We start from the raw sequence: 26,781 nt of genomic DNA on the forward strand, positions 1-26,781 counted from the left end.
ATCCGCGTCTTCATGACGCCTTCCTGCAGCTCGGCGGTGACGTTGGAGAGCCGCTGCAGCGGCACCTTGAACTCGGTGTCCTCGTTGCGGCGGGAGATCTCCAAGAGCTGGTTGCGGGTCAGCACCAGCTCGGAGACCATGGTCATCAGGTGTTCGAGGGTGTCGACGTTGACCCGGATCGACTGGTTGGCGATCTTGTCGCCTTCCTGAACATCGGTCTCGGCGGCGGCTTTGCGAGCCGGCTTCTTCGCGGCTTCAGCGGGCTCGGCAGGCGCTGCGGCCACCGGCTTCGCGGCAGGCGCGGGCGCCGCCACGTCGATCTCGGTCTCGCGGAAGGCGCGCTCGAGCTCGTCGAGCGAGACCTCGCCCGGACGCAAGGGTCGCTCCAGCGTCTGCACCACCAGCGTGCCTTCGGTCATTGCGACCTGCACCGACGGCGCCTCGACCACCGGCACGTCCTCTTCAGCAACCTCACCCGCGGCCATCGCGGCCATGCCGCGCTCGACCATCGCTTCGAGCTGATCGATCAGGTCGCGGTCGTTCCCCTCCGGCTCGGCCTCGGTCGCCTCGAGCCCGCCAAGGATCTCCTTGATGCGGTCGATCGAGGACAGGATCAGCGTCACGGCTTCCGCCTTCACCGGCATACCGTCGCGGAATTTGCCCATCAGGGTCTCGCCGGCATGCGCCAGCGCTTCGAGCCGCGGCAACCCGAGGAAGCCGCAGGTCCCCTTGATGGTGTGCACAAGGCGGAAAATGTTATCCAGGATCTTCGCGTTGTTCGGATCCTGCTCGAACTGCACCAGCTGGTTGTCGACCGTATCCAGGCTCTCGCTGCTCTCCGTCAGGAACTCGCGCAACAGATCGTCCATGAAACCAACCTTCGAAAAACGCCGAAAACGCAGCGGCGCGCGACATCGACGCGCCTGACGGAACTGAGGCCAGCTTCTCCGCAAAGCGTTTAAGTTTGGTTGAGTAATTGGAAAAGAACGGGATCAACAAAGAGATAAGGCCGCGCGATTGAATCGCGCGGCCGGTCGTAACCTTTGATTAATGATCTTCGCGCGGGCCGCGTTCAGGCCGCGGCGATAATGACCTTGTCGCCGTCGAGCGTGAGCGTCACCTTGAGCCCGCAGGCTTCCGCCAAGAGGCGCGTGTAGTATGGCTGCACCGCATGCGCATCGACCGTGTTCGCCGAGGTCCCGTTGAGGATATCGACGATGTTCTGCGGCACGCGGGCATTCAGCCCGGCGGACGTGATCCGGAAGATCGTCGCATCACCCTCGCCGACCGGATCGATGGTGAGCGTGCCGCCGCGCGGAATCGTCTGCTGCGCGACCACCAGCATGTTCAGCAGCAGCTTGACGCGATTCTTGGGCAGCAGCAGCCGCGGCAAATTCCAGGTCAGCGTGACCTTGCCGTCCTCGATGTGTCCCTTCGCCATGTTCTGAGCGTCGCCGAGATCGATCTGCGCGCCGGAGGAACCGGCCGCGCCGAACGCCAGCCGGCAGAACTGCAGCCGCGCGGACGCGGTCTTGGCGCTCTTGCGGATCAGATCGAGCGCGAAGTCGCGATCTTCGGGCTTCGGATTGTCATCGAGGACCTCAAGCCCATTGACGATCGCGCCCACCGGACTGATGAGATCGTGACAGACTTTGGAGCACAGCAGCGCTGCGAGCTCGAGCGCATCGGGAGCGGGACCGGGAGACGAAGTGCCAGACATCAATTGTTTCCTGGAAAGCCGCACGCCGACCGAGGAGTGCGAATCACGCATGCCTGTCGGCTTGATACACCGCGCAGACGGATGCTGCCAGCTTGCGGCGAGACTGGCATCATGATCTCAGGGGAAGACGAACAGGATATGAGACCCGCTCATGAATAAGGCACAATCGCCCGCCCTCGACTGCGACAAGGCCGCCACGCTGCTCGAATCACTGACCGAACTGGTGATCCGGGCCGGCGACGCTATCCTTGCGGTCAACCGTTCCGCCATGAACGTCACCGGCAAGAGTGACGGCTCGCCGGTCACCGAGGCCGATCTTGCCGCCGACCACATCATCGTCGAGGGCCTGACGCGGCTGGCACCGCATGTCTCGCTGCTGTCGGAGGAGCGTGTCCATCTGGCGACGCCGCCCTACAAGGACAGTTTCTTCCTGATCGATCCGCTCGACGGCACCAAGGAGTTCGTCGCCGGCCGCAATGAATTCACCGTCAATGTGGCGCTGGTCACGCATGGCGTGCCACTGCTCGGCATCGTCGGTGCACCGGCACTCGGCTTGATCTGGCGCGGCATCGTCGGCAAGGGCGCCGAGCGGCTGACGCTAAAGGGCAATAAGGTTTCGCAGGCCGTGCCGATCAAGACCCGCCCCTGTCCGCCGCACGGCGCGCCATGGACGGTTGCGGTCAGCCGCTCACACGGCGATGCGCGCACCGAAGCCTTTATCGACGCACGCGGCGGCGCGGTCCGCGCCGTGCTGGGATCGGCCGTCAAGTTCGGCCGTGTCGCCGAGGGCGAGGTCGACATCTATCCGCGGCTATCGCCGACATCGGAATGGGATGTGGCGGCCGGTCACGCGGTGATCGTGGCGGCCGGCGGCAAGGTGACCGATTCGCACGGGCATCCATTGCATTTCGGGCTTGGCCGCGAAGACTTTCTGGTGCCGGAATTCATCGCCTGGGGCGACCCGACCGCCGCGGCATGATCACTGCGCGAGGTTTTCTTCCAGCCCCGGCCAGCGCGCGGCGGCTTCCTTGAGGAAGCGCGCGGGATCGGCGGTGAAGGCGTCGCGGCTGTGTTCCCGGTTGAACAGATAAAGCCTGTTCCCGACCACGGCCCAGAATCGCGGATTGCCCGCGCAGGTCACGCCACGCACCAGATCGGTCGGATCATAGCCGCCGAACTGCGGGCCATAGATTTCCGGATGTGCCACGAACGAGGCACGGTTGCCCTCGTTACGGAAGCGCCAGACCGCGCCGCTGTCGGCGGCCTCGAATTCCGGCCGCCCCTCGGTGGCGGTGGCGTCGGTGAAATAGGCGACGGGATCGAATCCCTCGATCGCCAATCCGGAGTAGCGGTTCGTCACCACGCGCTCGGTCGTCGTGGCCTGAACCGGCAAAGCGGGGCAGATAGCCGCCAAAATGCCCGCCAACAGGCCGAAAAACGCCATGCCCCGGCACGATCCATATCTTTCCTGCCGTTGTGCCGTCATAGTTGATACCGATAACATCCGAGTCGAGGGGACACTGGGCGCAACCTAGAGCCGTGCCTGTTGGCATCAGGTTAAAGGGCAGCGCCCAGATTTCGATAGCAGGGGTTCTTTATGACTTTCGCATCACGCCTTGCCGCGGTCGCGTTCGCCGCGCTGATGTGCTGGAGCGCAGGGGCGTCCGCGCAGCAGCCTCCGCCGCCGCAATATCCGCCGCCGCAACGTGAGCCGACCCCGTATACCTACGGGCCGGAAGAACTGGTCGGTGCCGGACACAAGTTCTTCGGCAACGTCTCGCGCGGGCTTGCCTCGGTGATCGAGCGCGCGGTCAGCCAATGGGGTCTGCCCAACGGCTATGTGCTCGGCGAGGAAGGCTCCGGCGCGTTCGTGGCCGGGCTGCGCTACGGCGAAGGCACGCTCTACACCAAGAACGCCGGCGACCTCCGGGTCTACTGGCAGGGTCCTTCGGTCGGCTTCGACTGGGGCGGCGACGGCGCCCGGACCATGACGCTGGTCTACAACCTGCCCTCGACGCAGGCGATCTATCAGCGCTTCGTCGGCATCGACGGCTCGGCCTACATCGTCGGCGGCTTCGGCATGACGGCGCTGACCGCCAACAACATCGTGCTGGTGCCGATTCGCTCGGGCATCGGCCTGCGGCTCGGCGCCAGCGTCGGCTATCTCAAATACACCCCGCGTGCGACCTGGAACCCGTTCTAGGTTACAAGCCTTGCTAGGTTACAAGCCCCGCTGGGTTACAAGCCCCGGTCGGGCGATGCGCCGGGGCGCGCCGCCACCGTTAGCGATTCACCTTAACGCGGCAAACGGGCTGGCCTTCGGCCGGCCCGCCGTGGCATTGTGATTAACAAATTCTTTCTTCTGTTCCTGGAGTGATCCTTCATGATCGAGCCGATCATGTACGCGGCGATCGGTTTCCTGATCTCGATGCTGTGTGGCCTGATGATCGTGCCCCTGGTGCATAACCGGGCGGTGCGGCTGACCACGCGCCGCATGGAGGCGGCCACGCCGTTGTCGATGGCCGAAATCCAGGCCGACAAGGACCAGCTCCGCGCCGAATTCGCGATGTCGGCCCGCCGGCTCGAGATGAGCGTCGACCAGCTCAAGAGCAAGACCACGAGCCAGCTCGCCGAGCTCGGCAAGAAGACCGATGCGATCAACCGCATGAAGATCGAGCTTGGCGAGAAGAACGCCGCGATCTTCGCGCTGGAGGCCCGCGAGAAGGCGATGAAGGAGCAGCTTCGCGCCACCGAGGAAGAATTCGGCGCCAAGAGCGAGCTGCTGCGCACCGCTGAACAGGCGCTGACCGACAAGCAGGGCGAGCTCGGCAAGATCAACGCCGAGCTCAACGACCGCTCGATGACCGCCGACAGCCGCCAGGTCGAGCTGGTCGCGGTGCGGACCCAGGTCGAGGAATTGAAGAACCGCGTCGGCGATGCCGCCAGGGAGTTCGCGGCGACCGAGGCGCGCCTCGCCCAGGAGCGCAGCCAGTCGGAGACCGCGACGCGCGATCTCACCGACGCGCGCGGCCGGGTCGAGAATCTGAGCCAGCGCGTCACCGACCTCGACCGCCAGCTGGTCGCGCAGGTCAAGGAAGCCGAGATGCTCGGCAACCGCGTCACCGATCTGGAGACGCGGCTCGCCACCCAGGGCAAGCTGCTGGCCGAACGCGAATTCGAGAACGGCCAGCTCAAGCAGGCCAACGCCGCCTCCGAGCGGACGGTGCAGGAGCTGCGCGAGGAGATCGCCGCAGCGGGCGGCGGCAAATCGTCGGTGCTCGAGAAGCTCCGCCAGGAGAAGGCCGCCGTCGAGGAGCAGCTGCGCACAGCTCGCGACGAGCGCGGCAAGCTGCAGCGTGACATCAACGCGATCCAGCAGCAGGCCGAGAGCTCCTGGGCGACCGAGCGGATGGAGAACGCGCTGCTGCGCGAGCGCATCAATGACATCGCCGCCGAGGTCGCCAAGCTCGCGATCCAGCTCGAGGGCCCCAATTCGGCGATCGAGGCCATGCTGGCGGCGGAGCCGACCGTGCCGGCCAAGGCCGCCGCCAAGCCTGCCAACGGCGCCGCCAATGGCACCGCGCCGGGCGGCGGCATGCCCGAAGGCGGCGGCACGCTGGCCGAGCGTATCCGGGCGCTGCAGTCCCACGCCTCCCGCGCCCGCCAGCAAGGCGCCTGATTTACACAGGGTTTGGCTTGACACCCCTACCCGGCACTTCGTAAATCGCACGCTCTGACGAAGCGCCACTTTCGACCGGCCGGCAGCGGCCGTTGGCAGTCAGATCCCGGACGCATAGCTCAGCGGGAGAGCGTTCCCTTCACACGGGAGAGGTCCAAGGTTCGATCCCTTGTGCGTCCACCATTTCCCTTGCTGAACCACCAGATCCCTTCCTGAACCGTCAGGTGCGGACGATCGCCGGCATTCCGGTGCCTTTCGGCACTGCCTCATCAAAAATGTCGAAAACAACCCCATGCACAGTAGCCGACACGGGTGCGATGCGGCCGGAAGTCCGGCTCATTGCCGGCGGCGGTGCGGGGCGGATGACGGCTGGGTGGTGCGCCGGCCGAGTTCGCCGAGCAGGTCGCGCACGGCGCCGTCGAGTTCGTCGGATGGCGGGGTGGCTTGATCGGCGCCCTGCGTGCCGGTCGGCCGATACCAGCCGCGGGCGGACATGTCGTCATTGGCGGCCCGAAGCCGGGGCGCATGAACCCGCGGCGAAGACCGCCGCCTCCGGCGCGAGATCAGCTCGCGGACGCCATACCCGGCTGCGAACCCGATCCCAGTGACGAGAACGACAATCAGAATTTCCAGCATTGTGTTGTCCCACCATCACCCTGCCGCAACGCAATATGCGCGACAATGCGGCAGCGGCTTGACCGGGCCGGTTCCTTTTCACTGTAGCGCACACAACCCTGCCCCACGGAGTCATACGGGGTTTTGTTTGCAGGCCTCCTCGGCTACCTTCCCGGAACTCGCGAGGGGGCCGGGACGTCTCGATGCGCAAGGGAAATGACTATCTTCTGAAGCTGCGGCCGTGGTCGTTGTCGACCTTCGTCGTCGCATTGCTGGCGGTGGTGCTGGCCACCGCGACCCAGGAGATGTTCGCGACCTTCGGGATGCAGTTCTATTTCGCAGGCTTCGTGCCGGCGATCCTGATCGCAGGCCTGATGGGCGGCGCGCCGGCCGGCGCCTTTGCCACCATCATCACGGTCCCGATCGTGTGGTGGGTGTTCATGCCGCCCTATTTCGAGTTCGCCTGGCCGACCGCCGACGATTACGACAGTATGTCGATGTTCCTGCTGTCGAGCGCGCTGCTGGTTTGTTTCTCGCAGCTCTACCGGGAAGCGCTGGCCATCCTGCGGAAGTAAGGGGCCACCGCAGGCCGCAAGCGCACGCCTGCGGTCGCAAGCCGGACGCCGGCGCGGATCGCCTGCCCTCAGATCCCGAACATCCAGACCGCGACGACGGTGGCGAGCATCGCCACGCCGCTGACCGTCCAGCCCACTGCGTAGAATGTGTTCTCCGGGGTGGTGTCGAGCACCGTATTGGTGGTTTCCGTCATTGACCGCCAGCGCATGGCGTCTCTCCTCGGAACTCCTGCCCAGCGACATAACGCAGCCGCTGGTTCCCAGTTCCGCTACCTCCGCTGCATCCGCGCCGTTCACGCAGAGCTCACGGACTGCTGATCGGCGCCGCGGAACCTGCGACATTCTGTCCCGTTGAGGGGCGCTGGATACCAACTTGGGAGAACCATCCGATGCGAACATTGATCCTCGCCGCCACGGCGCTTGCCTTCGTCTCGTCCACCGCGCTCGCGCAGGACAAGGCAGCCGGCAGCCCGGCCCCCGCAGCGCAAAGCGGTGACACGGCGGCCAAGGGCGAGGCGACCAAGATGGCGCCGAAGAAGAAGGCCAAGAAAGCCGCGAAGAAATCGAGCACCAAGGCCGGCGCCGCCGCGACCGGTGACGATGCGGCCGCCAAGCAATAAACAGAAACGATCGCGATGCTGATCGCGAACCCAGTGATCAAGGAAAAGGCCGCCCGAAGGCGGCCTTTTCACTGTCCCGGTGCGGATGCTGCCTCGGCCTGTGACGTCGCATTCAACTGCGCCGCCGCCTTGAAACAGGTGAGCCTGGACCAGTTGAGAGCTGGGCCAGCGAATTGAAGTGCGGGAGAGGGAGCGAAAGAGGCGCAGAGCCGATAATCCGCACCGCCATCGGATCGTTCTGAAAAATGACCACCGGCTCCAGGAATTGCTCCACCTCCCGCGCCTTCTGTTCTGCCGCGCGTGCTGATGCGGCGCATGATCCAAACGGGCTATCACTGCCATGCGCGGAAAGAATCGTGCGACAGGCTTAATGCTGCGCGCCACCGTCGCGTGGGCTGGCGAGCGCGCTCTCTCGGAGCCGCTCCGCAAACCAGCGCGACGCGGCGCTGTCGATGGCGCCGCCGGCATAGACCTCGGACGAGCTCACGCCGTTCGGCCCAACGATCACGAGAACACCCATCGCATAGGCAAACCAGACATTCGGGTCGGTCAGCGCCTGCAGCTTGCGTTGATCGTGCTCGAGCGGCTGGTGATTGCTGTCCTTGCGCAACTCGATGGCGAGCAGATTGTTCGGGATGTCACGCTGATGCACGACGATATCGGGATAGATCGACTTGCCGAGATGGTCATCGGTCGAGCTCCCCGAGCCGCGCGGCAGCCGCAGCGTGCGCTCGCCGAGCCGGTCGTAGTTGCAATCAACCTGCCAGCCCGGAAACTGCCGCTCGACATAGACCGCGAGCCGGTGAGTAAGCGTTCGCTCGCCGAGGTCGCGCTCCAGCAGGAACGTCTCCTGCGCGTAAAACTCTTGCACGGCGGCGATCACCTTGTTCAGTTCGGTCTGCATTGGCGCCTCCGACTTGAACTGGACCGCCACCGCGGTCGTGTGAGATTGCGCTGCTACATCTGCACTTCGATCAACCGCGGCCCAGGCTCGGCAACCGCATCCGCGAGCGCCTTGTTGAACTCGTCGGCCGTCGTCACCGCGACCGCCGGCACGCCCATGCCCTTCGCGAGCGCGACGAAGTCGAGCGTCGGCCGGTCGATCTTCAGCATGTCCTGCGCCCGCTTGCCCGGCTCGCCGGCGCCGACACCGTCGAACTCGCCGCGCAGGATCTGGTAGATCCGGTTGGCGAACACGATGGTCACGACGTTGAGCCCTTCGCGCGCCTGCGTCCACAGCGACTGGATCGTGTACATCGCGCTGCCGTCGCCGACCATGCAGATCACCTTGCGGTCCGGACAGGCAACTGCCGCGCCGGTCGCTACCGGGGTCGAGAAGCCGATCGAGCCGCCCATGTTCTGCAACCAGTCGTGCGGCGCAGCGCCCGCCGTCGGCGGGAAGAAGCCGCGGCCGGTGGTGACGGACTCGTCCACCATGATGGCGTTCTCGGGGATCGCGCACGCGATCGCCTGCGCGATCGAAGCGTGGTTGAGCGCACCGGTCGGCTTGACCAGTTCCGGGTGCTGCTGCGGTTTGACGTCCTTCGCCGTCGCATGCAGCGCATTGGCCAGCGCCTCGAGGGCAGCGACCGAATTCTCGCCCCAGGCGGTCATGCGATGCACCTCGCAGCCTTCCGCCTTCAACATGCTCGGCTTGTTCGGATAGGCGAAGAACGCCACCGGATCGTTGGCCTCGACCAGCACGATGTGACGGAAATTCTTCAGGATCGGCAGCGCCTGCTCGATCACATAGGGAATCCGGTTGACCGAGAAGCGGCCGCGGCCGCGCGCCATCCGCGGGTGATAGGTCTGGCCCATCACGGTGCAGCCGGTCTTGCCGGCGATGCGCTCGGCCAGCGCCAGCCCGTGCTCGGTCAGCGCGCTGCCGGTGACCAGCAGCAGCGTGTGCGCGGCGTCGCCGTGCAAGATCTTGGCCGCGGTGTCGACCGCCTGCGGCGAGTAGCTCGGGCGCTGCGTATCGACAGGTACCTCGGCTATGCCGTCGGCTTCGTTCCAGGCGGTGTCGGCCGGCAGGATCAGGGTTGCGATCTGCGGAGGTGCGCTCTTGGCCGCGGCAATCGCGGCCGCGCCGTCGGCGGCGACCGACTTGGCATCCGGCGAGGTGCGGACCCAGGACGACATCGGCCGTGCCAGGCCCTCGATGTCCGAGGTCAGCGGTGCGTTGTAACCGATGTGGTAGGTGGCGTGCTGTCCGACGATGTTGACGATGCCGGAATGCGCCTTCTTGGCGTTGTGCAGATTGGCGAGGCCGTTGGCGAGACCGGGCCCGAGATGCAGCAGTGTCGAGGCCGGCGTTCCCTTCATGCGGAAATAGCCGTCGGCAGCACCCGTCACCACGCCTTCGAACAGGCCGAGCACGCAGCGCATGCCCGGGACCTTGTCCAGCGCCGCGACGAAATGCATCTCCGAGGTGCCCGGATTGGTAAAACAGACATCCACGCCGCCTGCGACCAATGTCCGCACCAGACTTTCCGCACCATTCATGCTCTCGCTCCCGTTTCGCGGTGTTCTTGAGGTCGCTCCAGATCAACCATTGTTCATCCGCTTCGTCAAAGGTTTGACCGGACAATGCAGGTATCGCCTGCGGTCTGTTGCCTTTTTAAACCGTCTTGCCGGAAAGTGCCTGATGTCACCGCTTCGTCGCTTGCGAAAGGCCAGCGGTTGTGGCCTTTTTGGCTGTATATTTGATTGTTCGCGAGGACGACGACGATGCGCAAGATTGCCTTGATGTTTGCCGCGCTCACGATCCTGGCAGGTGCCGGCCAGGCCCAAGCCCAGTTCTTCGACTCCCGGGGCTACCAGTCCGAGCCCCCGAGCTTCTTTGGCAACGGCGCGAGCCCGATCCCACGCACCACCGTCAATTACCCGACCAACTATGCGCCCGGGACCATCGTGGTGAACACCGCCGAGCGCCGGCTCTATCTGGTGCAAGCCAACGGCCAGGCGCTGCGCTACGGCATCGGCGTCGGCCGCGACGGTTTCCGCTGGAGCGGAGTCCACCGCATCAGTGCGAAGAAGGAATGGCCGTCCTGGACGCCGCCGTCGGACATGCTGCGCCGCCGCCCCGATCTGCCGCGCCACATGGCCGGCGGCATCGAGAACCCGCTCGGCGCACGCGCGATGTATCTCGGCTCGACGCTGTACCGCATCCACGGCTCGAACGAGCCCGAGACGATCGGCCAGGCGGTCTCGTCGGGCTGCTTCCGCATGACCAATGAGGACGTCAAGGATCTCTATGATCGCGTTTCGGTCGGCGCCACCGTCGTGGTGAAGAACTGATCGCATCGATTTCGACGGAACCAGGCGCTGCCATCCGGCACAACAACTGATGGCGCCTTGCGCTGCCGCAAAGCTTGCGGCAGCGTCGTTACGATGTCCCAGCCTCGCGTCTCGATCCTGTTCCTTCTCGCCGCAGTGCTCGCTGCATGCGTCACTGATGCCGCCAGGCCCGCGGCCGCTACCGAGGTCCCGGCGATCGCGGCGCGCCAGCGCAACGAGAAGAAGGTCTTCACCGACGCCGAGATCGTCGAAGGCTTCCTGAAGACCGCCTTCGGCGCCGAATATCATCTCGCCGGACGGGTCGACCGCATCCGCAAATACGACAAGCCGGTGCGCGTGTTCGCCGACGGCAGCCGTGCCGACCGCAAGGCGCAGCTCGCCAAGGTCATCGCCGACATCCGCACCAGGGTGCAGCATCTCGACATTGCGATGACCGACGACAAGGATGCCGCCAATGTCGCGGTCAAGCTGGTGCGCGACCGCGAGCTCTACCGCACCATCGCGACCTTCTACGGCCAGGAGCGCGCCAAGGAAATCCGCTCCTCGCTCGACCCGCAATGCCTGTCCGGCTTCCGCAAGAACGAGAATTACGAGATCGAGCATTCCGACGTGATCCTCACCGTCGACAATGGCGATTTCATCTTCCTCGACTGCGCCTATGAGGAGCTGTTGCAGTCGCTCGGCCCGATCAACGACACCGCGACCGTGCCGTGGACCATGTTCAACGACAGCGTCTCGATGGGCTTCTTCGACGTCTACGACCAATACCTGCTCAATCTGCTCTACGACCCCCGCATTAAGCCCGGCATGAACGTGCAGGAGGTCAAGGCCGTGCTGCCCGCCGTGCTCACCGACGTCCGCGCCTGGGTGGCGAAGGTGAACCATCTGGAGTGAGGGGTGGCTGCGATCGGCGCAAACGTTCGCGGCATACACGGCCGTCGTCCCTGCCTAGTGCGCAATTGCGCACTAGGCAGGGACGACACCGAGTGTGTGGCGCGGCTTGTGAGTCGTACCGCAGAGTGCGGGACAACCACCCTCCCCGCTTGACCTTGCCCCTGCGGCCGCCTCCATAGAGGCGCGGTCAGACAACGCGAGGTGATTCGATGAATGCTCCTGCCGCCCGTTTCCTCAGCCCGTCCGAAGCTGCCAGGCAGCTCGGCATTTCGGCGAAAGCGCTGCGCCTCTACGAGGAGCGCGGCCTGATCGCGCCCAACCGCACGCCGGCGGGATGGCGCGCCTATGGTCCGGCCGAGATGGCGCGCTGCACCGAGATCGTCGAGTTGCGCGCGCTCGGCCTCAGTGTCAGTGAAGTGGCGCGGATCCTGGGTGGCGATGCCATCATGCTCGGCCGCGTGCTGGCCGCGCACGAGGCCACACTCGAAGCGCGCATCCGCCAATACGGCGACAGCATCGCCAGAATACGGCGGCTGCGCACCGACCTCGGTGGCGGCAAGATGCCCGCGACGCGCGACCTGATCGGTGCGGTCAAGGTGCGGTCGGCGATCGGCGTCGCGTTCGATCTGCCGTGGCCGTGGGGCGGCGAGCGCTTCGAGCTGCGCGACGTCAAGCCGCTAAATTACATCGTCGGCCCGCTCGGCAGCGGCAAGACGCGCCTCGCCCAGCGGCTCGCGGACGCGCTGCCGGGCGCGAGCTTCATGGGGCTCGACCGCACAGCCGACGGTGGTGCGGCGGCTCGTGCGCGCCTCGATGCCGCCCCGGCGCACAAGGCCAGGGTCGAGGCGAGCCTTGCCGTCCTGGTCGCCGACGGCGCGGTGGATTCACCGGCGCTGATCACCCTGCTCGCGGCGCTCGAGGCCCGCGACGGCGCGATCCTCGTGATCGACATGCTCGAGCACGGGCTCGATGCGGCAAGCCAGGAAGCCGTGATCGCGCATCTGCGCCGTCGCGGGCCGGAGGCGCGGCCGCTGTTCTTCCTGACACGCTCCAGCGCGATCCTGGATCTCGACGCGGTTGGCGACGACGAAACGATCATCCTGTGCCCTGCCAACCACAGCCTGCCGATCTGCGTCGCGCCCATTGCAGGCGCGGCGGGCTATGAAGCGGTCGCGACCTGCCTCGCCTCGCCGGAGGTGCGCGCGCGGACCGAAGGCATGATCGCGTGGCGACCGTCCTGACTTCTCGCATTGGTTGTATTATCATTAAATAACAATGCACGACGCAGGTCGGATGCACGGCAAAAAACTGTGCTATAAGCTCACACAATGACCGAGCTTCCCCGTACCCAGGCCTTGCGTTGCTTCATCACGGTCGCCCGTGAGGGCACTGTATCGCGTGCCGCAGCGATGCTGAAACTGACCCAGCCGGCGGTCAGCTTGCAACTGAAGGCGCTTGAGGAGAGCACCGGGCTGCTGCTGTTCAACCGCACCCCCAGCGGATTCACGCTTACCGAAGCCGGCGCCGCGCTGCTGCCGCTGGCGCACCGGGCGGTGGCCGCGGCATCCGACTTCAAGGCGATGGCGGACTCGCTGAACGAGGCGCAGCGCGGCACCTTGCGCGTCGGCACCATCCTCGATCCCGAATTCACCCGGCTTGGACCGTTCGTGCGCAGCCTTGCGATGTCCTCGCAACGCACCGAAGTGTTCCTGCGTCATGGCGTCAGCGACGACGTGCTGGCGCAGATCGGCAGGGGCGAACTCGACGTCGGCTATTATGTCGACGCCACGCCGCCGGAGCAGCTGGTCCATCACAGCTTCACCGAGCGAACCATCGCCGACGGCCGCTACCAGCTGGCGCCGCTGCTCTGCTACGACTACCGCGTGATCGCGCCGATCGGCTGGAGAGACCGTGTGATCGGCAAGGGCTGGGCCGAGCTCGCCGAGCTGCCCTGGCTTGCGACACCGCCGCATTCCGGCCATCGGCGGCTGCTCGACGACATCTTCCGCCCGCTCGGCGCTTTGCCGAAGCGCGTCGGCTATACCGATCAGGAAGAGGCGATGATCGACTTCGTCGAGTCCGGCCTCTGCCTCAGCCTCGCGCGCGACAGCGTGCTGGCGCCGCGGATGGCGCGCCCGCATCAATTCGTGGTCGCCGACAAAGTGAAGCTCACCTGCGATCTCTCCTTCGCCAGCCTCGCCGCCCGCCGCCACGAGCCGGTGATCGCCCACGCCTACGCCGCGGTGCGCGCGGTGTGGAATATCAAGCCGGCGATCGCCGGCGCCGGCCCGACGCGCACACGCAAGGTCGCGAAGAACGTCTAAGAGGGACTTGCGCCTACTTCAAAGCCAGGCTGGTGCAATACGCAAAGATTTCACCGCTTCTCCAACCGTTATTCAGTCCGGTTTCCGCGCACTGATTATAGCTCTTGAAGGGAACACCGCCCGGCCCGATGTTTCTGCAGCCGGTGTAGGCGGACGCTCCAGCGGACCAGGAGCATCCGACCCAGGGGCGATCGCCCGACCTGAAGCTCGACATGCAACCGCCGATGCAAAACACCGAGGTCGACGCCGTTTGCGGCGACCGGGCGCTGCGCGCCGCCGCGCGCTGCGTCGGCTTTTGTTGCGCGCCGACATGCTTCGGCGCCTCGACCGAGATGTCGGGAAGCGGGCTCGGTTGCGACCACGCCGGGCGGCCTGATCCGCACAGCAGCGGCACGATCGACAAAGCAGCGACGGCGAAATTCGTGACGAAGAGCGACGAGCCTTTCATAGCCATGTCCTCCCGGATGCCGGATGGCAATTCCATCCCGGGATGCAGGCTAGCACACATTCAACCGCCTGAAATTTCTATTCGGCGGGCCGGCAGCTGATCGTGAGCTGAGACCTAGGCTGCAAACACCAGCGGTCCCGTCATCTCCGCCATCGTGGGCACCAGTGATGGCGCCTCATAGTCCTGCAGCGCGAGCTCGTTGACGAGCTCTCGCAGCCGCGGCGGCAGATCGGCGTAATCGCCGCGCAACGCATGGCGAAGCCGCTCGCCGATCTCTTCGCAGATGGCGCGCGCGTGCTCGGACGCGATCGGATGATGATAAGTCATAAACGTGGACCGCTTGCGACGATGGCGCACTGTCCAACTGCAACCACGGATCCCGCATACGCAGATGCGATCAAGACGAGGATCCGAACAATGCTGAACATGTTCGTACTCCCTTTTCTGATCCTTTGATAACAGGGAGACCTTGCCGCCCGATTAGGGAAACTGGTTCCTGCGGCCTTTAGGGGATTGGTTAACACGGCGTTCAGGGCCGGTCCGTCGTTGGGACTGAGGCAGGAGACGGACAGTCCGGGATTTCGGCGTCGGAGCGCGCGCAAACCCTGTCCAGCTGCTTTCCAAGTGCTTTCCAGGTGCTGTCCGCTGTCCCCAATCCGGGGGACAGACGCGTCAGGCGGAATCAATATGATGCGGACCCGGACGCCGGTCGGCTATCATCGGCCGCGCATTGAACAAAAAGAACTTGCTGGGGAGGATTTGCAATGAAGCTGGCCATGGCCGGACTCTGGGTACTCGCGGGTGCGATCCTGATGGCGCCGGACGCGCGGGCCGACATCAAGGTCGGCATCGTGGTGTCGGCATCCGGACCGGGCTCGGCGCTCGGCCAGCCGCAGATGCGCACCATCGCTGCGCTGCCGAAGGAGATCGGCGGCGAGAAGGTCACCTATATCGCGCTCGACGACGAATCCGATCCGACCAAGGGCACGCAGAATGCCCGCCGCCTCGTGATCCAGGACGGCGTCGACATCCTGATCGGCTCCTCGCTCACCCCCGTGACAATGCCGATGCTCGACGTCGCCTTCGAATCCAAGACGCCGATCATCTCGCTGGCCGCCGCGACCGCGATCGTGCGACCGATCGACGACCGCCGCCGCTGGGCGTTCAAGGTGGTGCCCAATGACGATCTGATGGCGGCGGCGATCCTGAAATACATCGCCAAGTCCGGCATCAAGACGCTGGGCTATATCGGCGTCTCCGACGGCTATGGCGAAGGCTACTACAATGAGGTGTCGCGGCTGGCGCCGTCGCTCGGCCTCACCGTCACCACCCATGAAGTCTATGCGCGCGCCGACACCAGCGCGATGGGCCAGGCGCTGAAGGTGATCGCGACCAACCCGGAGGCGGTGTTCATCGCCTCGGCAGGCACGCCGGCCGTGCTGCCGCAGGAAGCGCTGCGCAGCCGCGGCTATGCCGGCAAGATCTTCCAGACCCATGGCGTGGCGTCGGAGGAATTCATCAAGCTCGGCGGCGCCAATGTCGAGGGCGCGATCTTCACGGGCGAGGCCTTCACCATCGCCGACGATCTGCCAGCAAACGATCCGTTCCGCCAGGCACGCGACGAGTTCGTGTCCTCCTATGAGAAGGTCAATGGGCAAAAGCCGAACATCTTCGGCGCGCATCTGTGGGACGCGGTGACGCTGTTCAAGCGCGCGGCGGCAATCGCGCTGAAGACGGCAAAGCCCGGCACGCCGGAATTCCGTGCCGCGCTGCGCGATGAACTCGAGCGCGGCAAGGACGTCTATCTGAACAACGGCCTCTCGACCATGAGCCCGACCGACCACAACGGCTATGACGAGCGCTCGGCGTTCCTGATCAAGGTCGACGGCGGCAAGTTCAGGCTGGTGAAGTAGAGGTTCGCGACCGGCCACAGCGTTTTCGAGCGAAGTGGATACCGGTTCGCGCAAAGAAGACGCGTCAAAGCAAGAATCTGGAACCCCGTTCTGATTCCATCGGAACGGGAACAGCTCTCGACGATGATTTCGAGGCTGTGCCGGGCAACGTCATCACCTCTTGCGCGCCACGATGTAGGGGCGGTGATCGTCGCCCTTCGTCGCATGATTCTCTGTTGCAACGATCTCGAATCCGCCGGCACCCAAGACCTCACGCAGTGCCTCGGACGTGAACACGCCGGCATGGGGCGCCATTCCGATCGTGCGCATCGCCGGCAGCACAAGCCGGACCAGCGGGTTCATCTCACCAACACAGGGCGTCTTGGAAATGAAAACGCCATCTGTCCCCAGCAGCGCGTGAATCCGGCACAGAGTACCATGCAGGTCCCGAACCAGATGGAGGTAGTTGAACCCCAGGATGGCGTCGAACGGTCCGGCATCGACCGCGGTGGTATCGGTGGTGGCGACCCGGAACGTCAGACCCCGGATCGGCGTCGTCGAGTGCTTCTCATTGGCGATCGCAATCATCTCCGCCGAAATATCGGTGGCGAGATAGCTCTCGACGTCGCCCGCGAGCCGGAGCGCCGTGGTGCCGGTCCCGCAACCGAGCTCCAGCACACGATCGCTGGATTTCAACAGTGCGCGGGTGCGGTCCAGCGTGCGCTCATATTCGGCCGGCGCAGCGATCGGCCGCGCGGCATATTTGCGTGCAGCCCGGTCCCAGAAGCGGGCGTCGCTTTCGATGGTCAAGACGGGAAAATCCTCCGGTTGCGGGCGAGCCCGGAGAGCATGAGCAGCCTGCATCCACTCAGGTCAATTCCGTCAAAATGTCGCGCCGGATCATGGTCCGGAAAACGACGAAGCGGCTTTCCGAAAGGATCATGCTCAGCCAAAGCGCTAAAGTGCGATGACGCTTCGGCCTGATCCCGTCGCGTTTAATCGCCGCCCCAGCGCCAGCGCGGCGGCTCGCCCTTCCACCAGCAGATCCCGACGAGCAGGATGCAAAGCAGGAGAACGTAGGCAACGAAGCGGGTCTGGGAGTGCGGGAGGATCGTCGCGGCGCCGACCGCGATCAACACGGCAAACGCCGCGACAACCGACCAGCCCTGCCAGTTGTTCGGAGGTCCCCAGCCCCAGCCATAGCGCTTGGCGGGAAACCAGTATCTGTCGTCATGCGGCATGGGATTGCTCCGGTTCTGAAACCCCAATTGCAAAATCTTCTGCCTTACACCTTGCCCTTGCCCGATCCGCAGATTCCCTTCAGCGCCTGCCATTCGGCCGATGACAGCAACGGCGGCCCGCTCGGCCGGTTGCCGGCGTCGGCCTTGTCCATGCGCGCGAGGCGGTCCTCGGTCAGCGGATGGCTGGAGACCAGCGAGAGCCCCTTGCCGCCTTCCTTGCCGGTGACGCGGAACATCAGTTCGCCCATCGGCTTCGCCGGACGGCCGAGCTTGTGCATGGTCTCGATCGCGAACGTGTCGGCATTGGTCTCGGCGTCGCGCGAATAGGACGACGTCACCAGCGAGCGCGAGGCGAAGATCAGCGCGCCGGAGCCGGTGACGTCGCCGAACAACAGCCCGATCAGGAACGAGGTGCCGCCATTGTGGATCAGCTCGCGCATGCTGTCGCGATGGCGGAGGTGGCCGAGCTCATGCGCCAGGACGCCTGCGATCTCGTCGGGGTTTTCCGCCTTCTCCAGCAGCCCGTCGAACAGATAGACCTTGCCGCCCGGCAGCGCGAACGCGTTCGGCACCGGTGTCGCCAGCACGCCCGACAGGACCGAATTATCGAGGCCTGCGCTGTCCCGCAATTTGCCGACCAGCTTCGCGAATGCCGCCTGTCCCGCCGCGTTGCTGCACGGCTTGCCGGCGAATATCACCTTGACCTGCGCCTCGGCGACATCGCCGAGCCGGCGTTCGAACGAATCCGGCACCAGCGGTGTCAGCCGCTCGGCGGCGAGCGGCACGCCGAACAGCACCACCAGCACGATCGACACCGCGGCCGCGAGCGACCAGCCGACGATCGCAGCGACCCCCTTGCGGTTCGGCAGGTCCTGCTCGAGCCGGTCACAGCGCGCGACCAGCGCCGCGATCATGGCGGGGTCGCGGACCTCGAGCCGCGCCAGCGCAGGCGCGGTCAGGCAGCTCAGCCGCAGCAGGCCGGACGGACTGTCGGCGCGGCGGATGTCGTGAAAGCCCCAGCGCAGCGCCGGCTCGCCGTCCTGCCTGATCTCCAGCGCATCCGACAGCCGGAGCGTGACGTTGCGGCGGCGGTTCGAGCGGCCGTCGAACAACACGGCGCCCGGTAATGGCGGTGCCGCCGAACTGGTCTCGCCGCTATCGAATTCCATGTCGCTAGAACCCTCCGACGTCGAGGCCGTCGGCAAAGCCCTCGCCGAGCGCATTGGCGAGCTCGCCGCGCGCCGTGACGTCGGCCGCCGCCTCGATGTTGTGCACGATGATCGACGACAATACGCGAACCCAGAGATCGCGCATCAGATAGACCCGCATCACCACGTTGATCGCCAGCGCATAAGCGAGATAGCCGATGCCGAGCAGCACGATCAGGGGAATGCTCTTGGCAAACGCCTCGGTCTTGAAGAAGGTCGCGATCGAGGTGCCGTCCATGCTGGCGACCAGGAAGATGCAGAGCATGACATAGGCCGCGAACACGATGAACAGCAGCAAGATCCAGCCGATCACCTTCCAGTAGAGGCCGATCAGCGCGCCGCGGCTCAGCGTCGATTCGAGCCGTACCTCGCCGAAGCGGATGCCCGACAGCCACCAGCGCCACTCGACCGCCTTGAACGCGGCATAGGCGAACGGGCCGAAGACCGTGACCAGCGCGAACGGCATCAGCAGCCAGAGCCACCAGCCGCGCTTGAAGAAATCCCAGCCGCGGCCTTCGAACGAGCCTTGCAGATCGCCGTAATAGGTGTGCCGCATCTTGTAGCGTTCGAGCGCCGCCTCGCGCCAGGGCAACGCGAAGCCAAGCGTGATCACGACCAGCAGGCCCCACAGTGAGGCCTTCAGCGCATAGACCCAGCCCGAGCCGCTCATCCAGAAACGGAGGCCGCGCCATACCGTGCGGGTCAGCCGATAGCGCCGCGCGCGGTAGATCGCGAACTGGCCGAACAGGTAGAAGAAGGCGACCATCGGCAGCGAGGCAAAGGCCTGCAGATGCTCCGCCTCGACGCCGAGCAGGGTGTAGCCGAGATAGATCGGCACCAGAATCGCGAGCGCGACCAGAAAGCCGATCAGCAGCTCCTTGCCGCGGCCGGTATATTCTGCCCCATCGCCGTCGATCACGGTGTTCGACCAGAGATGACGGCGGATGTCGGTGGTGAGCCAGAAGCGGTAGAAGCCGACCGTGACCAGTTCGAGCCCGGCGCCGCGCGCGACCAGGCGGAAGAACGCCTTGCGGTCCCCCGAAAACGCCACCGGCATCGGCGGCGGTTGAGGGGCCGGCTGCGAGGGCCCCAGCGGGGTCCAGCTCATGTCGTTCACGAGTCACTCCAGGACGGGACAATCTCTGCGGATCAAAAGCACAGGTTTGTCGCTCTGAGTGTGATCCAGGTTTCACACAAGGTCGAGATCGCCGGGCGACTTTTGGCCGGACGGGGTTGGGTTTGCCTTAACACCCCGGATATCGGCCGCGGGTGCACCAAAGTCGCCCCTCTTTCACGAACGAGCTTCGCTTGCCTCGAACCCCGGCCGGAGCTGAACCGACAGAACCGTTAAGAGGAACACGCCGCAAAAGCGAGGAAACCTGACGATGAACAAGTGGATCGTGTCGGCGTGCTTTCTGGTGCTGACGGCAGCTCCCGCTTACGCCGTCGACGTGCGCCTGGAGTCCTATCGCAATCCGAAGAACGAGAATTTTCGTATCTTCAATCATATGTACCTGGACGGCGTCAGGGGCGGCCTGATGGCTTCCAATGCCTGGCTGAAGCGGCATGGCGGGCAAATGCTGTTTTGCATGCCCGGCGACCTCGCACTGAGCAGCGAGCAAGTCGAAGAGATCATGCTCAAGTCGGCCGACAAGCGGTCCGCGAAAGGCGAGATGGCGGTCGCTCTCCTGCTGCTATGGGGCATGCAGGACACCTACCCGTGCGAGAAAGCCGGCAGCGAAAAGAGCGACAGTCAATAAGCGACGGCGGCATCGATCACACGACACCATCCAGCCGAATCAAACGCCGTTTCCAACAGGCGTGGTCACCAGCACTGCCGTCCCACCATCGGAAAAGGTCCGGATTCGGCCGCTTTGGCCTGACATCAATGCGGCCAAATGCGCGCTGACGGCCCTTGCGCGAACGGCGGAATGGGAATGTAATTCAGTAAAACATGCCGCGCCGGCCATGCTCCGGCGTTGGCAACGGTTGAGGAGCCGCCCATGCACGGGACCATCGATCTCGTCGACGACAGGAATCTGGACGCCGCGCGCGAGCGCGCCAACACGTTGCCGCTCGCGGACTACGATCCCGGCAATCCCGAGCTGTTCAAGACCGATACGTTCTGGCCGTATTTCGACCGGCTGCGCCGCGAGGATCCGGTGCACTACTGCAAGGACTCGATGTTCGGTCCGTACTGGTCGATCACCCGCTACAACGACATCATGGACATCGAGACCAACCATTCGGTGTTCTCCTCGGCCGCCTCGCTCGGCGGCATCACCATCCGCGACGTGCCGCCGGACCTGCGCCGCGAAAGCTTCATCGCGATGGACCAGCCGCGCCATTCGGCGCAGCGCAAGACCGTGGCGCCGATGTTCACGCCGACGCATCTCGACGAGCTCGCCCTCAACATCCGCAAGCGCTCGACCGAGTGCCTCGACAATTTGCCGCGCGCCGAGGTGTTCGACTGGGTCGACAAGGTCTCGATCGAGCTGACAACGCAGATGCTCGCGGTGCTGTTTGACTTCCCCTGGGAGGACCGCCGCAAGCTGACGCGCTGGTCCGACGTCGCGACCACCCTGCCCGGCGCCGGCGGCCTCGTCGCCACCGAGGACGAGCGGCAGGCCGAGCTGATGGAATGCGCGAGCTATTTCGCACGACTCTGGAAGGAGCGCTCTGGCCAGCCGCCGAAGAGCGACCTGCTCTCGATGATGGCGCACAGCGACGCCACGCGGAACATGGATCCGAAGAACTTCCTCGGCAATTTGATCCTGCTGATCGTCGGCGGCAACGACACCACACGCAACACGCTGTCCGGCAGCATCTACGCACTCGCCAAGCATCCGGAGCAGTACCGCAAGCTACGCGAGAATCCGGCATTGATCGACAGCTTCGTGCCCGAGGTGATCCGCTGGCAGACGCCGCTCGCCCATATGCGGCGCACCGCGCTCGCCGACTTCGAATTCCGCGGCCGCCAGATCAGGAAGGGCGACAAGGTCGTGATGTGGTACGTCTCGGGCAACCGCGACGAAGAGGCGATCGAGAAGCCCTACGAGTTCCTGATCGACCGCGCCCGGCCGCGCACCCACATCTCGTTCGGCTTCGGCATCCACCGCTGCGTCGGCCTGCGGCTCGCCGAGCTGCAGCTCAAGATCATCTGGGAAGAGATCCTCAAGCGCTTCGACACCATCGAGGTGGTGGAAGAGCCGCAGCGGGTGTATTCCAGCTTCATCAAGGGCTACGAGACGCTGCCGGTGCGCATTGCGGCCTGACGGTGCAACCGCTGTCGTGTTGAAACAATTGCGTCGTTTGGCCTGAGTCAGGGTGGCACGATCGGATGGGTTCCCTCCCCCCTTGCGGGGGAGGGTTAGGGAGAGGGGTAAGCCGCGCAGGCAGTGCTCGTGGCTCACCCCTCTCTCCAACTCTCCCCCGCAAGGGGGGAGAGAGCCCAACCACCTCCCGTTCGGCTTTGGAAACTAGAGAGAGATCATGAACGTCCAGACCGCTATCCGTGCCGACCGGGCCGAGCTAGAGCGCCAGGCGCGCGAGGAAGCCTATGCGACACCTCTGAAGGATTTTCATCCCGGCGCGCCGCGGCTATTCCAGAACGACACGCTGTGGCCGTGGTTCGAGCGGCTGCGCAAGGAAGAGCCGGTGCATTACTGCACCAATGCGCCGATCGAGCCGTACTGGTCCGTCGTGAAGTACAACGACATCATGCATGTCGACACCAGCCACGGCATCTTCTCCTCCGATTCCACGCTCGGCGGCATCTCGATCCGCGACGTGCCGCCCGGCTACGACTATCCGAGCTTCATCGCGATGGACCAGCCGAAGCACGCCCATCAGCGCAAGACCGTGTCGCCAATGTTCACGCCGACGCACCTCGATGAGCTGGCCAAGCTGATCCGCCAGCGCTCGGCCAGCGTGCTCGACAATCTACCTCGCAACGAGACCTTCAATTTCGTCGAGCGTGTCTCGATCGAATTGACGACCCAGATGCTGGCGACGCTGTTCGACTTCCCCTGGGAAGAGCGGCGCAAGCTGACACGCTGGTCCGATGTCTCCACCGCGCTGCCAAAGAGCGGTGTGGTCGACTCGCCGGAACAGCGGCGGCGGGAGATGGACGAGTGCTACGGCACGTTCACGAAGCTCTGGAACGAGCGCGTCAACTCGGCCCCGCGCAACGATTTGCTGTCGATGATGGCACATAGCGACGCCACGCGGCACATGGACCCCGACAATCTGATGGGCAACATCATCCTGCTCATCGTCGGCGGCAACGACACCACGCGCAATACCATGAGCGGCTCGGTGCTGGCGCTGCACGAGCATCCCGACCAATTCCAGAAGCTGAAAGAGAACCCCGAGCTGATCGACACCATGGTGCCGGAGGTGATCCGCTGGCAGACGCCGCTGGCGCATATGCGGCGCACCGCCCTTGTCGACACCGAGATCGGTGGCAAGACGATCAGGAAGGGCGACCGCGTCGTGATGTGGTACGTCTCGGGCAACCGCGACGACGAGGTGATCGAGCGTCCGAACGAATTCATCATCGATCGCGCGAGACCGCGCATCCACCTCTCGTTCGGCTTCGGCATCCATCGCTGCGTCGGCATGCGGCTTGCCGAGCTGCAGCTCAAGATCGTCTGGCAGGAGATGCTGAAGCGCTTCGACCGCATCGAGGTGGTCGGCGAACCGAAGCGGGTCTATTCCAGCTTCGTCCGCGGCATCGAGAACCTGCCGGTGCGGATCCCGGGCTGAATCTAGATTGTCCTTGGCCACAGGCGCGATCGGCCCTATGTCTTGCCGGGCGTGGTGGGTTGGTGCACCGCGTCTTGCAGCTTGGGCCAGTTGACGGAACATGAACCGGAAAGAACGGCGTGCCGCCGGTAAGCAGCAGGACGCGTCCGGCAAAAACGCACCTGTCTTCGGCTCCACGGGCGTCAGCATTGCCGGCCTCGCCGCCGAGGCCAGCCGCTTCTACGCAATGCGCCGCTTTGGCGATGCGCAGGAGATTTGCCGGCAAATTCTGGCGCGCGAACCTGCCCATGTGCAGAGCCTCAATCTTCTCGGCCTGATGGCGCAGGCAGCCGGCGATCACCGAGCCGCCGCGAAGCTGTTCACCAAGGCGATTGCCTCGGACGAGGTCAACGCCGCCTGCCACTATAATGCCGGCAACTCCTACCAGGCGCTGGGCAATCGCACCAAGGCGGCCGCACATTTCAGCAAGGCGCTTGCGCTCGGCATGGATGCCAAGGCGGTCGGCTTCATCCTGCAGAGCCCCACCGTCACCCGCTACGTCGAGCGGATCGCCGGCAAGTGGCCGCTGCCGATCGCGACCGCCGAATTGTTCGGCAGCGAAGGCATCGCCCCGCTTGCGAACGATCTGTTCCTGCGCTGCGCGATGGAAGCGACGACGCTGGCGAGCATGCAGCTCGAGATGCTGCTGGGACATGCGCGGGCCGAGCTGCTGCGGCTCGCGAACAACGAAGACGACGTCGAGGACGACATCGTCGCCTTTGCCTGTGCACTCGCCCGGCAATGCTTCATCGACGAATATGTCTATGGGCAGACCGAGGCGGACAGCGAGCGCGCGGGCGCATTGCGCGATCGATTGCTGCGAGACCTTGCGTCAGGCGCCGCGATCGCGCCGCTCACGCTGGCGGTGGTTGCGACCTATCTCCCGCTTCACTCGCTTCCGGCGGCGGACGCGCTGCTGCGCCGGGACTGGCCCGCGGCGATCTCCGGCCTGTTGCGGGTGCAGCTTCGCGAGCCGCGCGAGGAGATCAACGAGCGCAGCGCAATTGCGACGCTCACCCCGATCCAGAACGACGTCTCCGTCGAGGTGATGCGGCAATACGAGGAAAATCCCTATCCGCGCTGGACCGTCAACCCGCTGACGGCATTCGCGGCCGATCGGGCGCGGGGGCGGACCGTTGCGACCGCGGAACAGCAAGCCGAGCGGGATATCCTGATTGCGGGGTGCGGCACCGGCTCGCACGCAATCCAGATCGCGCAGGTCTATCCGAACGCGCGCCTGCTCGCAGTCGACATCAGCATGACCAGCCTCGCCTATGCGCGGCGCAAGACGCGGGAGCTCGGCCTGCGCAATATCGAGTATGCGCAGGCGGATATCCTCGAACTTGGTGCGATCGATCGCACGTTCGACAGCATCGAGTCAGTCGGCGTGCTGCACCATCTGGCCGAACCCTTTGCCGGCTGGCGCGTGCTGGTCTCGCTGCTGCGGCCGGGCGGCACGATGCGCATCGGCCTGTACAGCGAGCTGGCGCGCCGCGTCATCGTCGAGGCTCGCGCCCGCATCGCGGCGCGCGGCTATCGCGCTACCGCCGACGACATCAGACGGTGCCGGCAGGAGATCTTTCGCGAGGCGGAGCAGTGGAGACCGCTGATCGGCGCTAAGGATTTCTACAGCATGAGCGGCTGCCGCGACCTGCTGTTCAACGTCATGGAGCACCGCCTGACGATCCCCGAGATCGCGGCGTTCCTCAGCGACCACGGCCTGACCTTCCAGGGCTTCGAGCCGTTTGACGACCCGGCCGTGCTCGACCAGTTCCGCAAGCAGTTTGAGGGCGCGGCCGGCGAGACCAGCCTCGATCAATGGCACCGCTTCGAGGTCGACCATCCCGAGACATTCTGGAACATGTACGTGTTCACGGCGGGCAAGACGGCGCGCTGACTCAGCGAGCGTGCTGGCCCTTGTTGGTCGGCAACGGGCAGTTGGTGCAAACCCGGTCGTCACACATCCGGCAGATCGTGAAGCGATCCATCTCTGATGTGTCCTGCCTCGCCAGCAACTCGCGGATCAACGTTGCAAGCTGCTTGCGTTCGGCCGGTGACATCACATCCAACAGCGACGTCACGGCGGAGATCCGCGACGCCAGCAATTCGTTGCGCGCTGCGGCGCCGGTGGCCGTCAAATGCAAGGCGACTTCACGCCCATCCTTGCCCGCCCGGCGCTCGACCAGTCGATCCGACACCAGACGATCCACCAGCCGCACCGTTCCCGAATGCGACAGGCCAAGGATCCGCCTCAGCTTGTCGTTGGTCATGCCCTGGCCGTAGCCGATAACGATGAGCGCCGCAGGCGTTTCGCCGCCGCGGCCGACCACCTCCCGCGCACCTTGCTCGATGCGATCCATGACGGCGAGCGATAGCGCGCCCAGCAGATTGGCGATTCCGTTTTCCATGCGTCGAACAATATGTGCGCTGCGCACAAAAAACAACTTGACCAGATATGTGCGCTACGCACATATTTCTGGGAGAGCAACGCCGACAAGAAATGGAGAACGCGATGACGACCCGAAGCACCGCACTGGCAACCGCTGAGGCCGCCGGCAGCGAACCCACCCTGAAATACGTGCAGGCCAACGGCGTGCGGTTTGCCTATCTGGAACAGGGCTGCGGACCGCTCGTGATGTTCATGCACGGCTTTCCCGACAACGCATGGTCGTATCGAAAGCAGCTGCAGGTGTTCGCGGATGCCGGGTATCGTGCGGTCGCGCCGTTCCTGCGCGGCTACGCGCCGACCGAGATTCCAGCCGACGGCCTTTTCGATCCGATCGCGCTCGGCCGCGATCTCGAAACGCTGATCGCGGCGCTGAGCGACGACGGACGGGCCTGCGTCGTCGGCATGGATTGGGGCGGCACCTCAACCTTCCAGGCGCTGGCCACCGCGCCGTCGGCAATCAAGGCCGCGGTGGTGATGAATACCGCGCACCCGATCACAATCCCGAGCCTCAGAAGCGATCCCGATGCCGTTCGATCGGTCTTCCATGTCTATTTCTTCACGGTGCCTGGCGCTCACGCGGCGGTCAACATCGAGGGACTTCCCTTCGTCGACTACCTTTGGAAGTTGTGGTCGCCAACCCTTGAGAACGACGAGCATCTCCGCTCGGTCAAAGAGACGCTCAGCTCCCCCGGCACCATGAAGGCGGCGCTGAAATACTACAATGGCCTGGTCGATGCGGGAGTTGCGGGCCGGCTGCCGATCAACGACATGCATACGCCGACGCTGACGATTTATGGCGGCAACGATCCGACGGCGCGCTATTCGATCAGGGAAGAGCCGCTCTTCAAGGGGCCGCATCGGCGCGTTGTCCTGCCCGATGTCGGGCATTTCCCGCACCTCGAGCGTGAGGCCGAGGTCACCGGTCTGATCATGGACTGGTTCAAGACCCACGCCCCCGATTGAACCGGCGCGCCGCGAGCACCGGCCGCGTCAGCCAATATCTTTCCGTT

The 26,781-nt window shown here is 64.9% G+C and carries 29 protein-coding genes and 1 tRNA gene; 16 read left to right on the top strand and 14 right to left on the bottom strand.

Going from position 1 to position 26,781, the window contains the following annotated elements:
* Both JQ616_RS00005 and chpT read right to left on the bottom strand, forming a co-directional pair.
* Positions 1-869: Hpt domain-containing protein (locus JQ616_RS00005; protein ID WP_212011279.1), on the bottom strand; the 869-nt coding region annotated here is incomplete at its 3' end.
* A gap of 203 nt (positions 870-1,072) precedes the next feature.
* A complete protein-coding gene (chpT, locus tag JQ616_RS00010) occupies positions 1,073-1,720 on the bottom strand; it encodes a histidine phosphotransferase ChpT (RefSeq protein WP_212011281.1) in 648 nt (215 codons plus the stop codon).
* Between the two features lie 151 nt (positions 1,721-1,871).
* On the opposite strand from chpT, the gene cysQ reads away from it, so the two are divergent.
* On the top strand, positions 1,872-2,699 hold the full coding sequence (gene cysQ, locus JQ616_RS00015) for a 3'(2'),5'-bisphosphate nucleotidase CysQ (protein ID WP_212011283.1): 828 nt from the start codon (positions 1,872-1,874) through the stop codon (positions 2,697-2,699).
* Here the strand turns inward: cysQ and JQ616_RS00020 are convergent, their stop codons facing one another.
* Positions 2,700-3,164: a YHS domain-containing (seleno)protein gene (locus tag JQ616_RS00020; protein ID WP_212011286.1), complete on the bottom strand. Its 465-nt coding sequence runs from the start codon at positions 3,162-3,164 to the stop codon at positions 2,700-2,702. It lies immediately after the preceding gene.
* Between the two features lie 153 nt (positions 3,165-3,317).
* On the opposite strand from JQ616_RS00020, the gene JQ616_RS00025 reads away from it, so the two are divergent.
* The 3 genes from JQ616_RS00025 to JQ616_RS00035 all read left to right on the top strand — a co-directional run bounded on the left by JQ616_RS00025 (position 3,318) and on the right by JQ616_RS00035 (position 5,582).
* Positions 3,318-3,923, top strand: coding sequence for a DUF1134 domain-containing protein (locus tag JQ616_RS00025; RefSeq protein ID WP_212011287.1), 606 nt, complete (start codon positions 3,318-3,320; stop codon positions 3,921-3,923).
* A gap of 180 nt (positions 3,924-4,103) precedes the next feature.
* Entirely contained in the window at positions 4,104-5,399 is a 1,296-nt protein-coding gene (locus JQ616_RS00030) for a hypothetical protein (protein ID WP_212011289.1), read from the top strand.
* Positions 5,400-5,507: 108 nt separating this feature from the next.
* Positions 5,508-5,582, top strand: a tRNA-Val gene (locus JQ616_RS00035).
* A gap of 153 nt (positions 5,583-5,735) precedes the next feature.
* On the opposite strand, the gene JQ616_RS00040 is transcribed toward JQ616_RS00035, so the two are convergent.
* Positions 5,736-6,035: a hypothetical protein gene (locus tag JQ616_RS00040; RefSeq protein WP_212011291.1), complete on the bottom strand. Its 300-nt coding sequence runs from the start codon at positions 6,033-6,035 to the stop codon at positions 5,736-5,738.
* Positions 6,036-6,217: 182 nt separating this feature from the next.
* On the opposite strand from JQ616_RS00040, the gene JQ616_RS00045 reads away from it, so the two are divergent.
* Positions 6,218-6,589, top strand: a complete 372-nt coding sequence (locus JQ616_RS00045) for a DUF4118 domain-containing protein (protein ID WP_212011294.1) — start codon at positions 6,218-6,220, stop codon at positions 6,587-6,589.
* 68 nt (positions 6,590-6,657) lie between these two features.
* Here the strand turns inward: JQ616_RS00045 and JQ616_RS00050 are convergent, their stop codons facing one another.
* Complete coding sequence (locus JQ616_RS00050) at positions 6,658-6,798, bottom strand: hypothetical protein (protein WP_212011295.1); 141 nt, start codon at positions 6,796-6,798, stop codon at positions 6,658-6,660.
* 180 nt (positions 6,799-6,978) lie between these two features.
* Here JQ616_RS00050 and JQ616_RS00055 point away from each other — a divergent pair, with 180 nt between their 5' ends.
* Positions 6,979-7,209, top strand: a complete 231-nt coding sequence (locus tag JQ616_RS00055) for a hypothetical protein (RefSeq protein WP_212011297.1) — start codon at positions 6,979-6,981, stop codon at positions 7,207-7,209.
* 367 nt (positions 7,210-7,576) lie between these two features.
* Here JQ616_RS00055 and JQ616_RS00060 read toward each other — a convergent pair whose 3' ends face one another.
* Both JQ616_RS00060 and JQ616_RS00065 read right to left on the bottom strand, forming a co-directional pair.
* Positions 7,577-8,113, bottom strand: coding sequence for a hypothetical protein (locus JQ616_RS00060; RefSeq protein ID WP_212011299.1), 537 nt, complete (start codon positions 8,111-8,113; stop codon positions 7,577-7,579).
* 53 nt (positions 8,114-8,166) lie between these two features.
* The gene (locus JQ616_RS00065) at positions 8,167-9,714 is read right to left on the bottom strand and encodes an acetolactate synthase large subunit (RefSeq protein WP_212011301.1); all 1,548 of its coding nucleotides are present in this window, start codon (positions 9,712-9,714) and stop codon (positions 8,167-8,169) included.
* Positions 9,715-9,939: 225 nt separating this feature from the next.
* Between JQ616_RS00065 and JQ616_RS00070 the strand changes: the two genes are divergently transcribed.
* From JQ616_RS00070 to JQ616_RS00085, 4 genes are all read left to right on the top strand, one after another.
* Positions 9,940-10,509 carry a L,D-transpeptidase gene (locus JQ616_RS00070; protein ID WP_212011303.1) on the top strand — a complete coding sequence of 190 codons (570 nt, stop codon included), beginning with the start codon at positions 9,940-9,942 and terminating at the stop codon, positions 10,507-10,509.
* Between the two features lie 93 nt (positions 10,510-10,602).
* On the top strand, positions 10,603-11,403 hold the full coding sequence (locus JQ616_RS00075; protein ID WP_212011305.1) for a DUF2927 domain-containing protein: 801 nt from the start codon (positions 10,603-10,605) through the stop codon (positions 11,401-11,403).
* Positions 11,404-11,612: 209 nt separating this feature from the next.
* A complete protein-coding gene (locus JQ616_RS00080; RefSeq protein ID WP_212011306.1) occupies positions 11,613-12,644 on the top strand; it encodes a MerR family transcriptional regulator in 1,032 nt (343 codons plus the stop codon).
* 87 nt (positions 12,645-12,731) lie between these two features.
* Positions 12,732-13,727: a LysR family transcriptional regulator gene (locus tag JQ616_RS00085; protein ID WP_212011307.1), complete on the top strand. Its 996-nt coding sequence runs from the start codon at positions 12,732-12,734 to the stop codon at positions 13,725-13,727.
* A gap of 13 nt (positions 13,728-13,740) precedes the next feature.
* On the opposite strand, the gene JQ616_RS00090 is transcribed toward JQ616_RS00085, so the two are convergent.
* Positions 13,741-14,211 carry a hypothetical protein gene (locus JQ616_RS00090; protein WP_212011308.1) on the bottom strand — a complete coding sequence of 157 codons (471 nt, stop codon included), beginning with the start codon at positions 14,209-14,211 and terminating at the stop codon, positions 13,741-13,743.
* A gap of 78 nt (positions 14,212-14,289) precedes the next feature.
* Positions 14,290-14,502, bottom strand: coding sequence for a hypothetical protein (locus JQ616_RS00095; protein ID WP_212011309.1), 213 nt, complete (start codon positions 14,500-14,502; stop codon positions 14,290-14,292).
* Between the two features lie 437 nt (positions 14,503-14,939).
* Between JQ616_RS00095 and JQ616_RS00100 the strand changes: the two genes are divergently transcribed.
* Positions 14,940-16,088 (top strand): ABC transporter substrate-binding protein, encoded by a 1,149-nt coding sequence (locus JQ616_RS00100; protein WP_212011310.1) that lies wholly within the window; start codon positions 14,940-14,942, stop codon positions 16,086-16,088.
* A gap of 153 nt (positions 16,089-16,241) precedes the next feature.
* Here the strand turns inward: JQ616_RS00100 and JQ616_RS00105 are convergent, their stop codons facing one another.
* The 4 genes from JQ616_RS00105 to JQ616_RS00120 form a co-directional block, all read right to left on the bottom strand.
* On the bottom strand, positions 16,242-16,877 hold the full coding sequence (locus JQ616_RS00105; protein ID WP_212011311.1) for a class I SAM-dependent methyltransferase: 636 nt from the start codon (positions 16,875-16,877) through the stop codon (positions 16,242-16,244).
* 185 nt (positions 16,878-17,062) lie between these two features.
* Positions 17,063-17,308 (bottom strand): hypothetical protein, encoded by a 246-nt coding sequence (locus JQ616_RS00110; RefSeq protein WP_212011313.1) that lies wholly within the window; start codon positions 17,306-17,308, stop codon positions 17,063-17,065.
* 44 nt (positions 17,309-17,352) lie between these two features.
* Positions 17,353-18,477 carry a M48 family metallopeptidase gene (locus JQ616_RS00115; protein WP_212011315.1) on the bottom strand — a complete coding sequence of 375 codons (1,125 nt, stop codon included), beginning with the start codon at positions 18,475-18,477 and terminating at the stop codon, positions 17,353-17,355.
* Positions 18,478-18,481: 4 nt separating this feature from the next.
* A complete protein-coding gene (locus JQ616_RS00120) occupies positions 18,482-19,624 on the bottom strand; it encodes a DUF898 family protein (RefSeq protein ID WP_212013049.1) in 1,143 nt (380 codons plus the stop codon).
* A 277-nt stretch (positions 19,625-19,901) separates the two neighbouring features.
* On the opposite strand from JQ616_RS00120, the gene JQ616_RS00125 reads away from it, so the two are divergent.
* The 4 genes from JQ616_RS00125 to JQ616_RS00140 all read left to right on the top strand — a co-directional run bounded on the left by JQ616_RS00125 (position 19,902) and on the right by JQ616_RS00140 (position 25,219).
* Positions 19,902-20,276 carry a hypothetical protein gene (locus JQ616_RS00125; protein WP_212011317.1) on the top strand — a complete coding sequence of 125 codons (375 nt, stop codon included), beginning with the start codon at positions 19,902-19,904 and terminating at the stop codon, positions 20,274-20,276.
* A 243-nt stretch (positions 20,277-20,519) separates the two neighbouring features.
* A complete protein-coding gene (locus JQ616_RS00130; protein WP_212011319.1) occupies positions 20,520-21,791 on the top strand; it encodes a cytochrome P450 in 1,272 nt (423 codons plus the stop codon).
* A 217-nt stretch (positions 21,792-22,008) separates the two neighbouring features.
* Positions 22,009-23,283, top strand: a complete 1,275-nt coding sequence (locus tag JQ616_RS00135) for a cytochrome P450 (protein ID WP_212011321.1) — start codon at positions 22,009-22,011, stop codon at positions 23,281-23,283.
* Positions 23,284-23,383: 100 nt separating this feature from the next.
* Positions 23,384-25,219: a class I SAM-dependent methyltransferase gene (locus JQ616_RS00140; RefSeq protein WP_212011323.1), complete on the top strand. Its 1,836-nt coding sequence runs from the start codon at positions 23,384-23,386 to the stop codon at positions 25,217-25,219.
* Position 25,220: 1 nt separating this feature from the next.
* Here JQ616_RS00140 and JQ616_RS00145 read toward each other — a convergent pair whose 3' ends face one another.
* Complete coding sequence (locus tag JQ616_RS00145) at positions 25,221-25,757, bottom strand: MarR family winged helix-turn-helix transcriptional regulator (RefSeq protein ID WP_349629964.1); 537 nt, start codon at positions 25,755-25,757, stop codon at positions 25,221-25,223.
* Positions 25,758-25,834: 77 nt separating this feature from the next.
* Between JQ616_RS00145 and JQ616_RS00150 the strand changes: the two genes are divergently transcribed.
* Positions 25,835-26,734 carry an alpha/beta fold hydrolase gene (locus JQ616_RS00150; protein WP_212011325.1) on the top strand — a complete coding sequence of 300 codons (900 nt, stop codon included), beginning with the start codon at positions 25,835-25,837 and terminating at the stop codon, positions 26,732-26,734.
* Positions 26,735-26,781: the final 47 nt, after the last annotated feature.

The sequence above is a fragment of the Bradyrhizobium tropiciagri genome (assembly GCF_018130545.1).
Classification (GTDB): domain Bacteria; phylum Pseudomonadota; class Alphaproteobacteria; order Rhizobiales; family Xanthobacteraceae; genus Bradyrhizobium; species Bradyrhizobium tropiciagri_A.

Bases quoted from the DNA above. Each gene is read 5' to 3' on its own strand.
- chpT (WP_212011281.1), bottom strand. From the start codon at position 1,720: ATGTCTGGCACTTCGTCTCCCGGTCCCGCTCCCGATGCGCTCGAGCTC.
- cysQ (WP_212011283.1), top strand. From the start codon at position 1,872: ATGAATAAGGCACAATCGCCCGCCCTCGACTGCGACAAGGCCGCCACG.
- JQ616_RS00020 (WP_212011286.1), bottom strand. From the start codon at position 3,164: ATGGCGTTTTTCGGCCTGTTGGCGGGCATTTTGGCGGCTATCTGCCCC.
- JQ616_RS00025 (WP_212011287.1), top strand. From the start codon at position 3,318: ATGACTTTCGCATCACGCCTTGCCGCGGTCGCGTTCGCCGCGCTGATG.
- JQ616_RS00030 (WP_212011289.1), top strand. From the start codon at position 4,104: ATGATCGAGCCGATCATGTACGCGGCGATCGGTTTCCTGATCTCGATG.
- JQ616_RS00040 (WP_212011291.1), bottom strand. From the start codon at position 6,035: ATGCTGGAAATTCTGATTGTCGTTCTCGTCACTGGGATCGGGTTCGCA.
- JQ616_RS00045 (WP_212011294.1), top strand. From the start codon at position 6,218: ATGCGCAAGGGAAATGACTATCTTCTGAAGCTGCGGCCGTGGTCGTTG.
- JQ616_RS00050 (WP_212011295.1), bottom strand. From the start codon at position 6,798: ATGCGCTGGCGGTCAATGACGGAAACCACCAATACGGTGCTCGACACC.
- JQ616_RS00055 (WP_212011297.1), top strand. From the start codon at position 6,979: ATGCGAACATTGATCCTCGCCGCCACGGCGCTTGCCTTCGTCTCGTCC.
- JQ616_RS00060 (WP_212011299.1), bottom strand. From the start codon at position 8,113: ATGCAGACCGAACTGAACAAGGTGATCGCCGCCGTGCAAGAGTTTTAC.
- JQ616_RS00065 (WP_212011301.1), bottom strand. From the start codon at position 9,714: ATGAATGGTGCGGAAAGTCTGGTGCGGACATTGGTCGCAGGCGGCGTG.
- JQ616_RS00070 (WP_212011303.1), top strand. From the start codon at position 9,940: ATGCGCAAGATTGCCTTGATGTTTGCCGCGCTCACGATCCTGGCAGGT.
- JQ616_RS00075 (WP_212011305.1), top strand. From the start codon at position 10,603: ATGTCCCAGCCTCGCGTCTCGATCCTGTTCCTTCTCGCCGCAGTGCTC.
- JQ616_RS00080 (WP_212011306.1), top strand. From the start codon at position 11,613: ATGAATGCTCCTGCCGCCCGTTTCCTCAGCCCGTCCGAAGCTGCCAGG.
- JQ616_RS00085 (WP_212011307.1), top strand. From the start codon at position 12,732: ATGACCGAGCTTCCCCGTACCCAGGCCTTGCGTTGCTTCATCACGGTC.
- JQ616_RS00090 (WP_212011308.1), bottom strand. From the start codon at position 14,211: ATGGAATTGCCATCCGGCATCCGGGAGGACATGGCTATGAAAGGCTCG.
- JQ616_RS00095 (WP_212011309.1), bottom strand. From the start codon at position 14,502: ATGACTTATCATCATCCGATCGCGTCCGAGCACGCGCGCGCCATCTGC.
- JQ616_RS00100 (WP_212011310.1), top strand. From the start codon at position 14,940: ATGAAGCTGGCCATGGCCGGACTCTGGGTACTCGCGGGTGCGATCCTG.
- JQ616_RS00110 (WP_212011313.1), bottom strand. From the start codon at position 17,308: ATGCCGCATGACGACAGATACTGGTTTCCCGCCAAGCGCTATGGCTGG.
- JQ616_RS00115 (WP_212011315.1), bottom strand. From the start codon at position 18,477: ATGGAATTCGATAGCGGCGAGACCAGTTCGGCGGCACCGCCATTACCG.
- JQ616_RS00120 (WP_212013049.1), bottom strand. From the start codon at position 19,624: ATGAGCTGGACCCCGCTGGGGCCCTCGCAGCCGGCCCCTCAACCGCCG.
- JQ616_RS00125 (WP_212011317.1), top strand. From the start codon at position 19,902: ATGAACAAGTGGATCGTGTCGGCGTGCTTTCTGGTGCTGACGGCAGCT.
- JQ616_RS00130 (WP_212011319.1), top strand. From the start codon at position 20,520: ATGCACGGGACCATCGATCTCGTCGACGACAGGAATCTGGACGCCGCG.
- JQ616_RS00135 (WP_212011321.1), top strand. From the start codon at position 22,009: ATGAACGTCCAGACCGCTATCCGTGCCGACCGGGCCGAGCTAGAGCGC.
- JQ616_RS00140 (WP_212011323.1), top strand. From the start codon at position 23,384: ATGAACCGGAAAGAACGGCGTGCCGCCGGTAAGCAGCAGGACGCGTCC.
- JQ616_RS00150 (WP_212011325.1), top strand. From the start codon at position 25,835: ATGACGACCCGAAGCACCGCACTGGCAACCGCTGAGGCCGCCGGCAGC.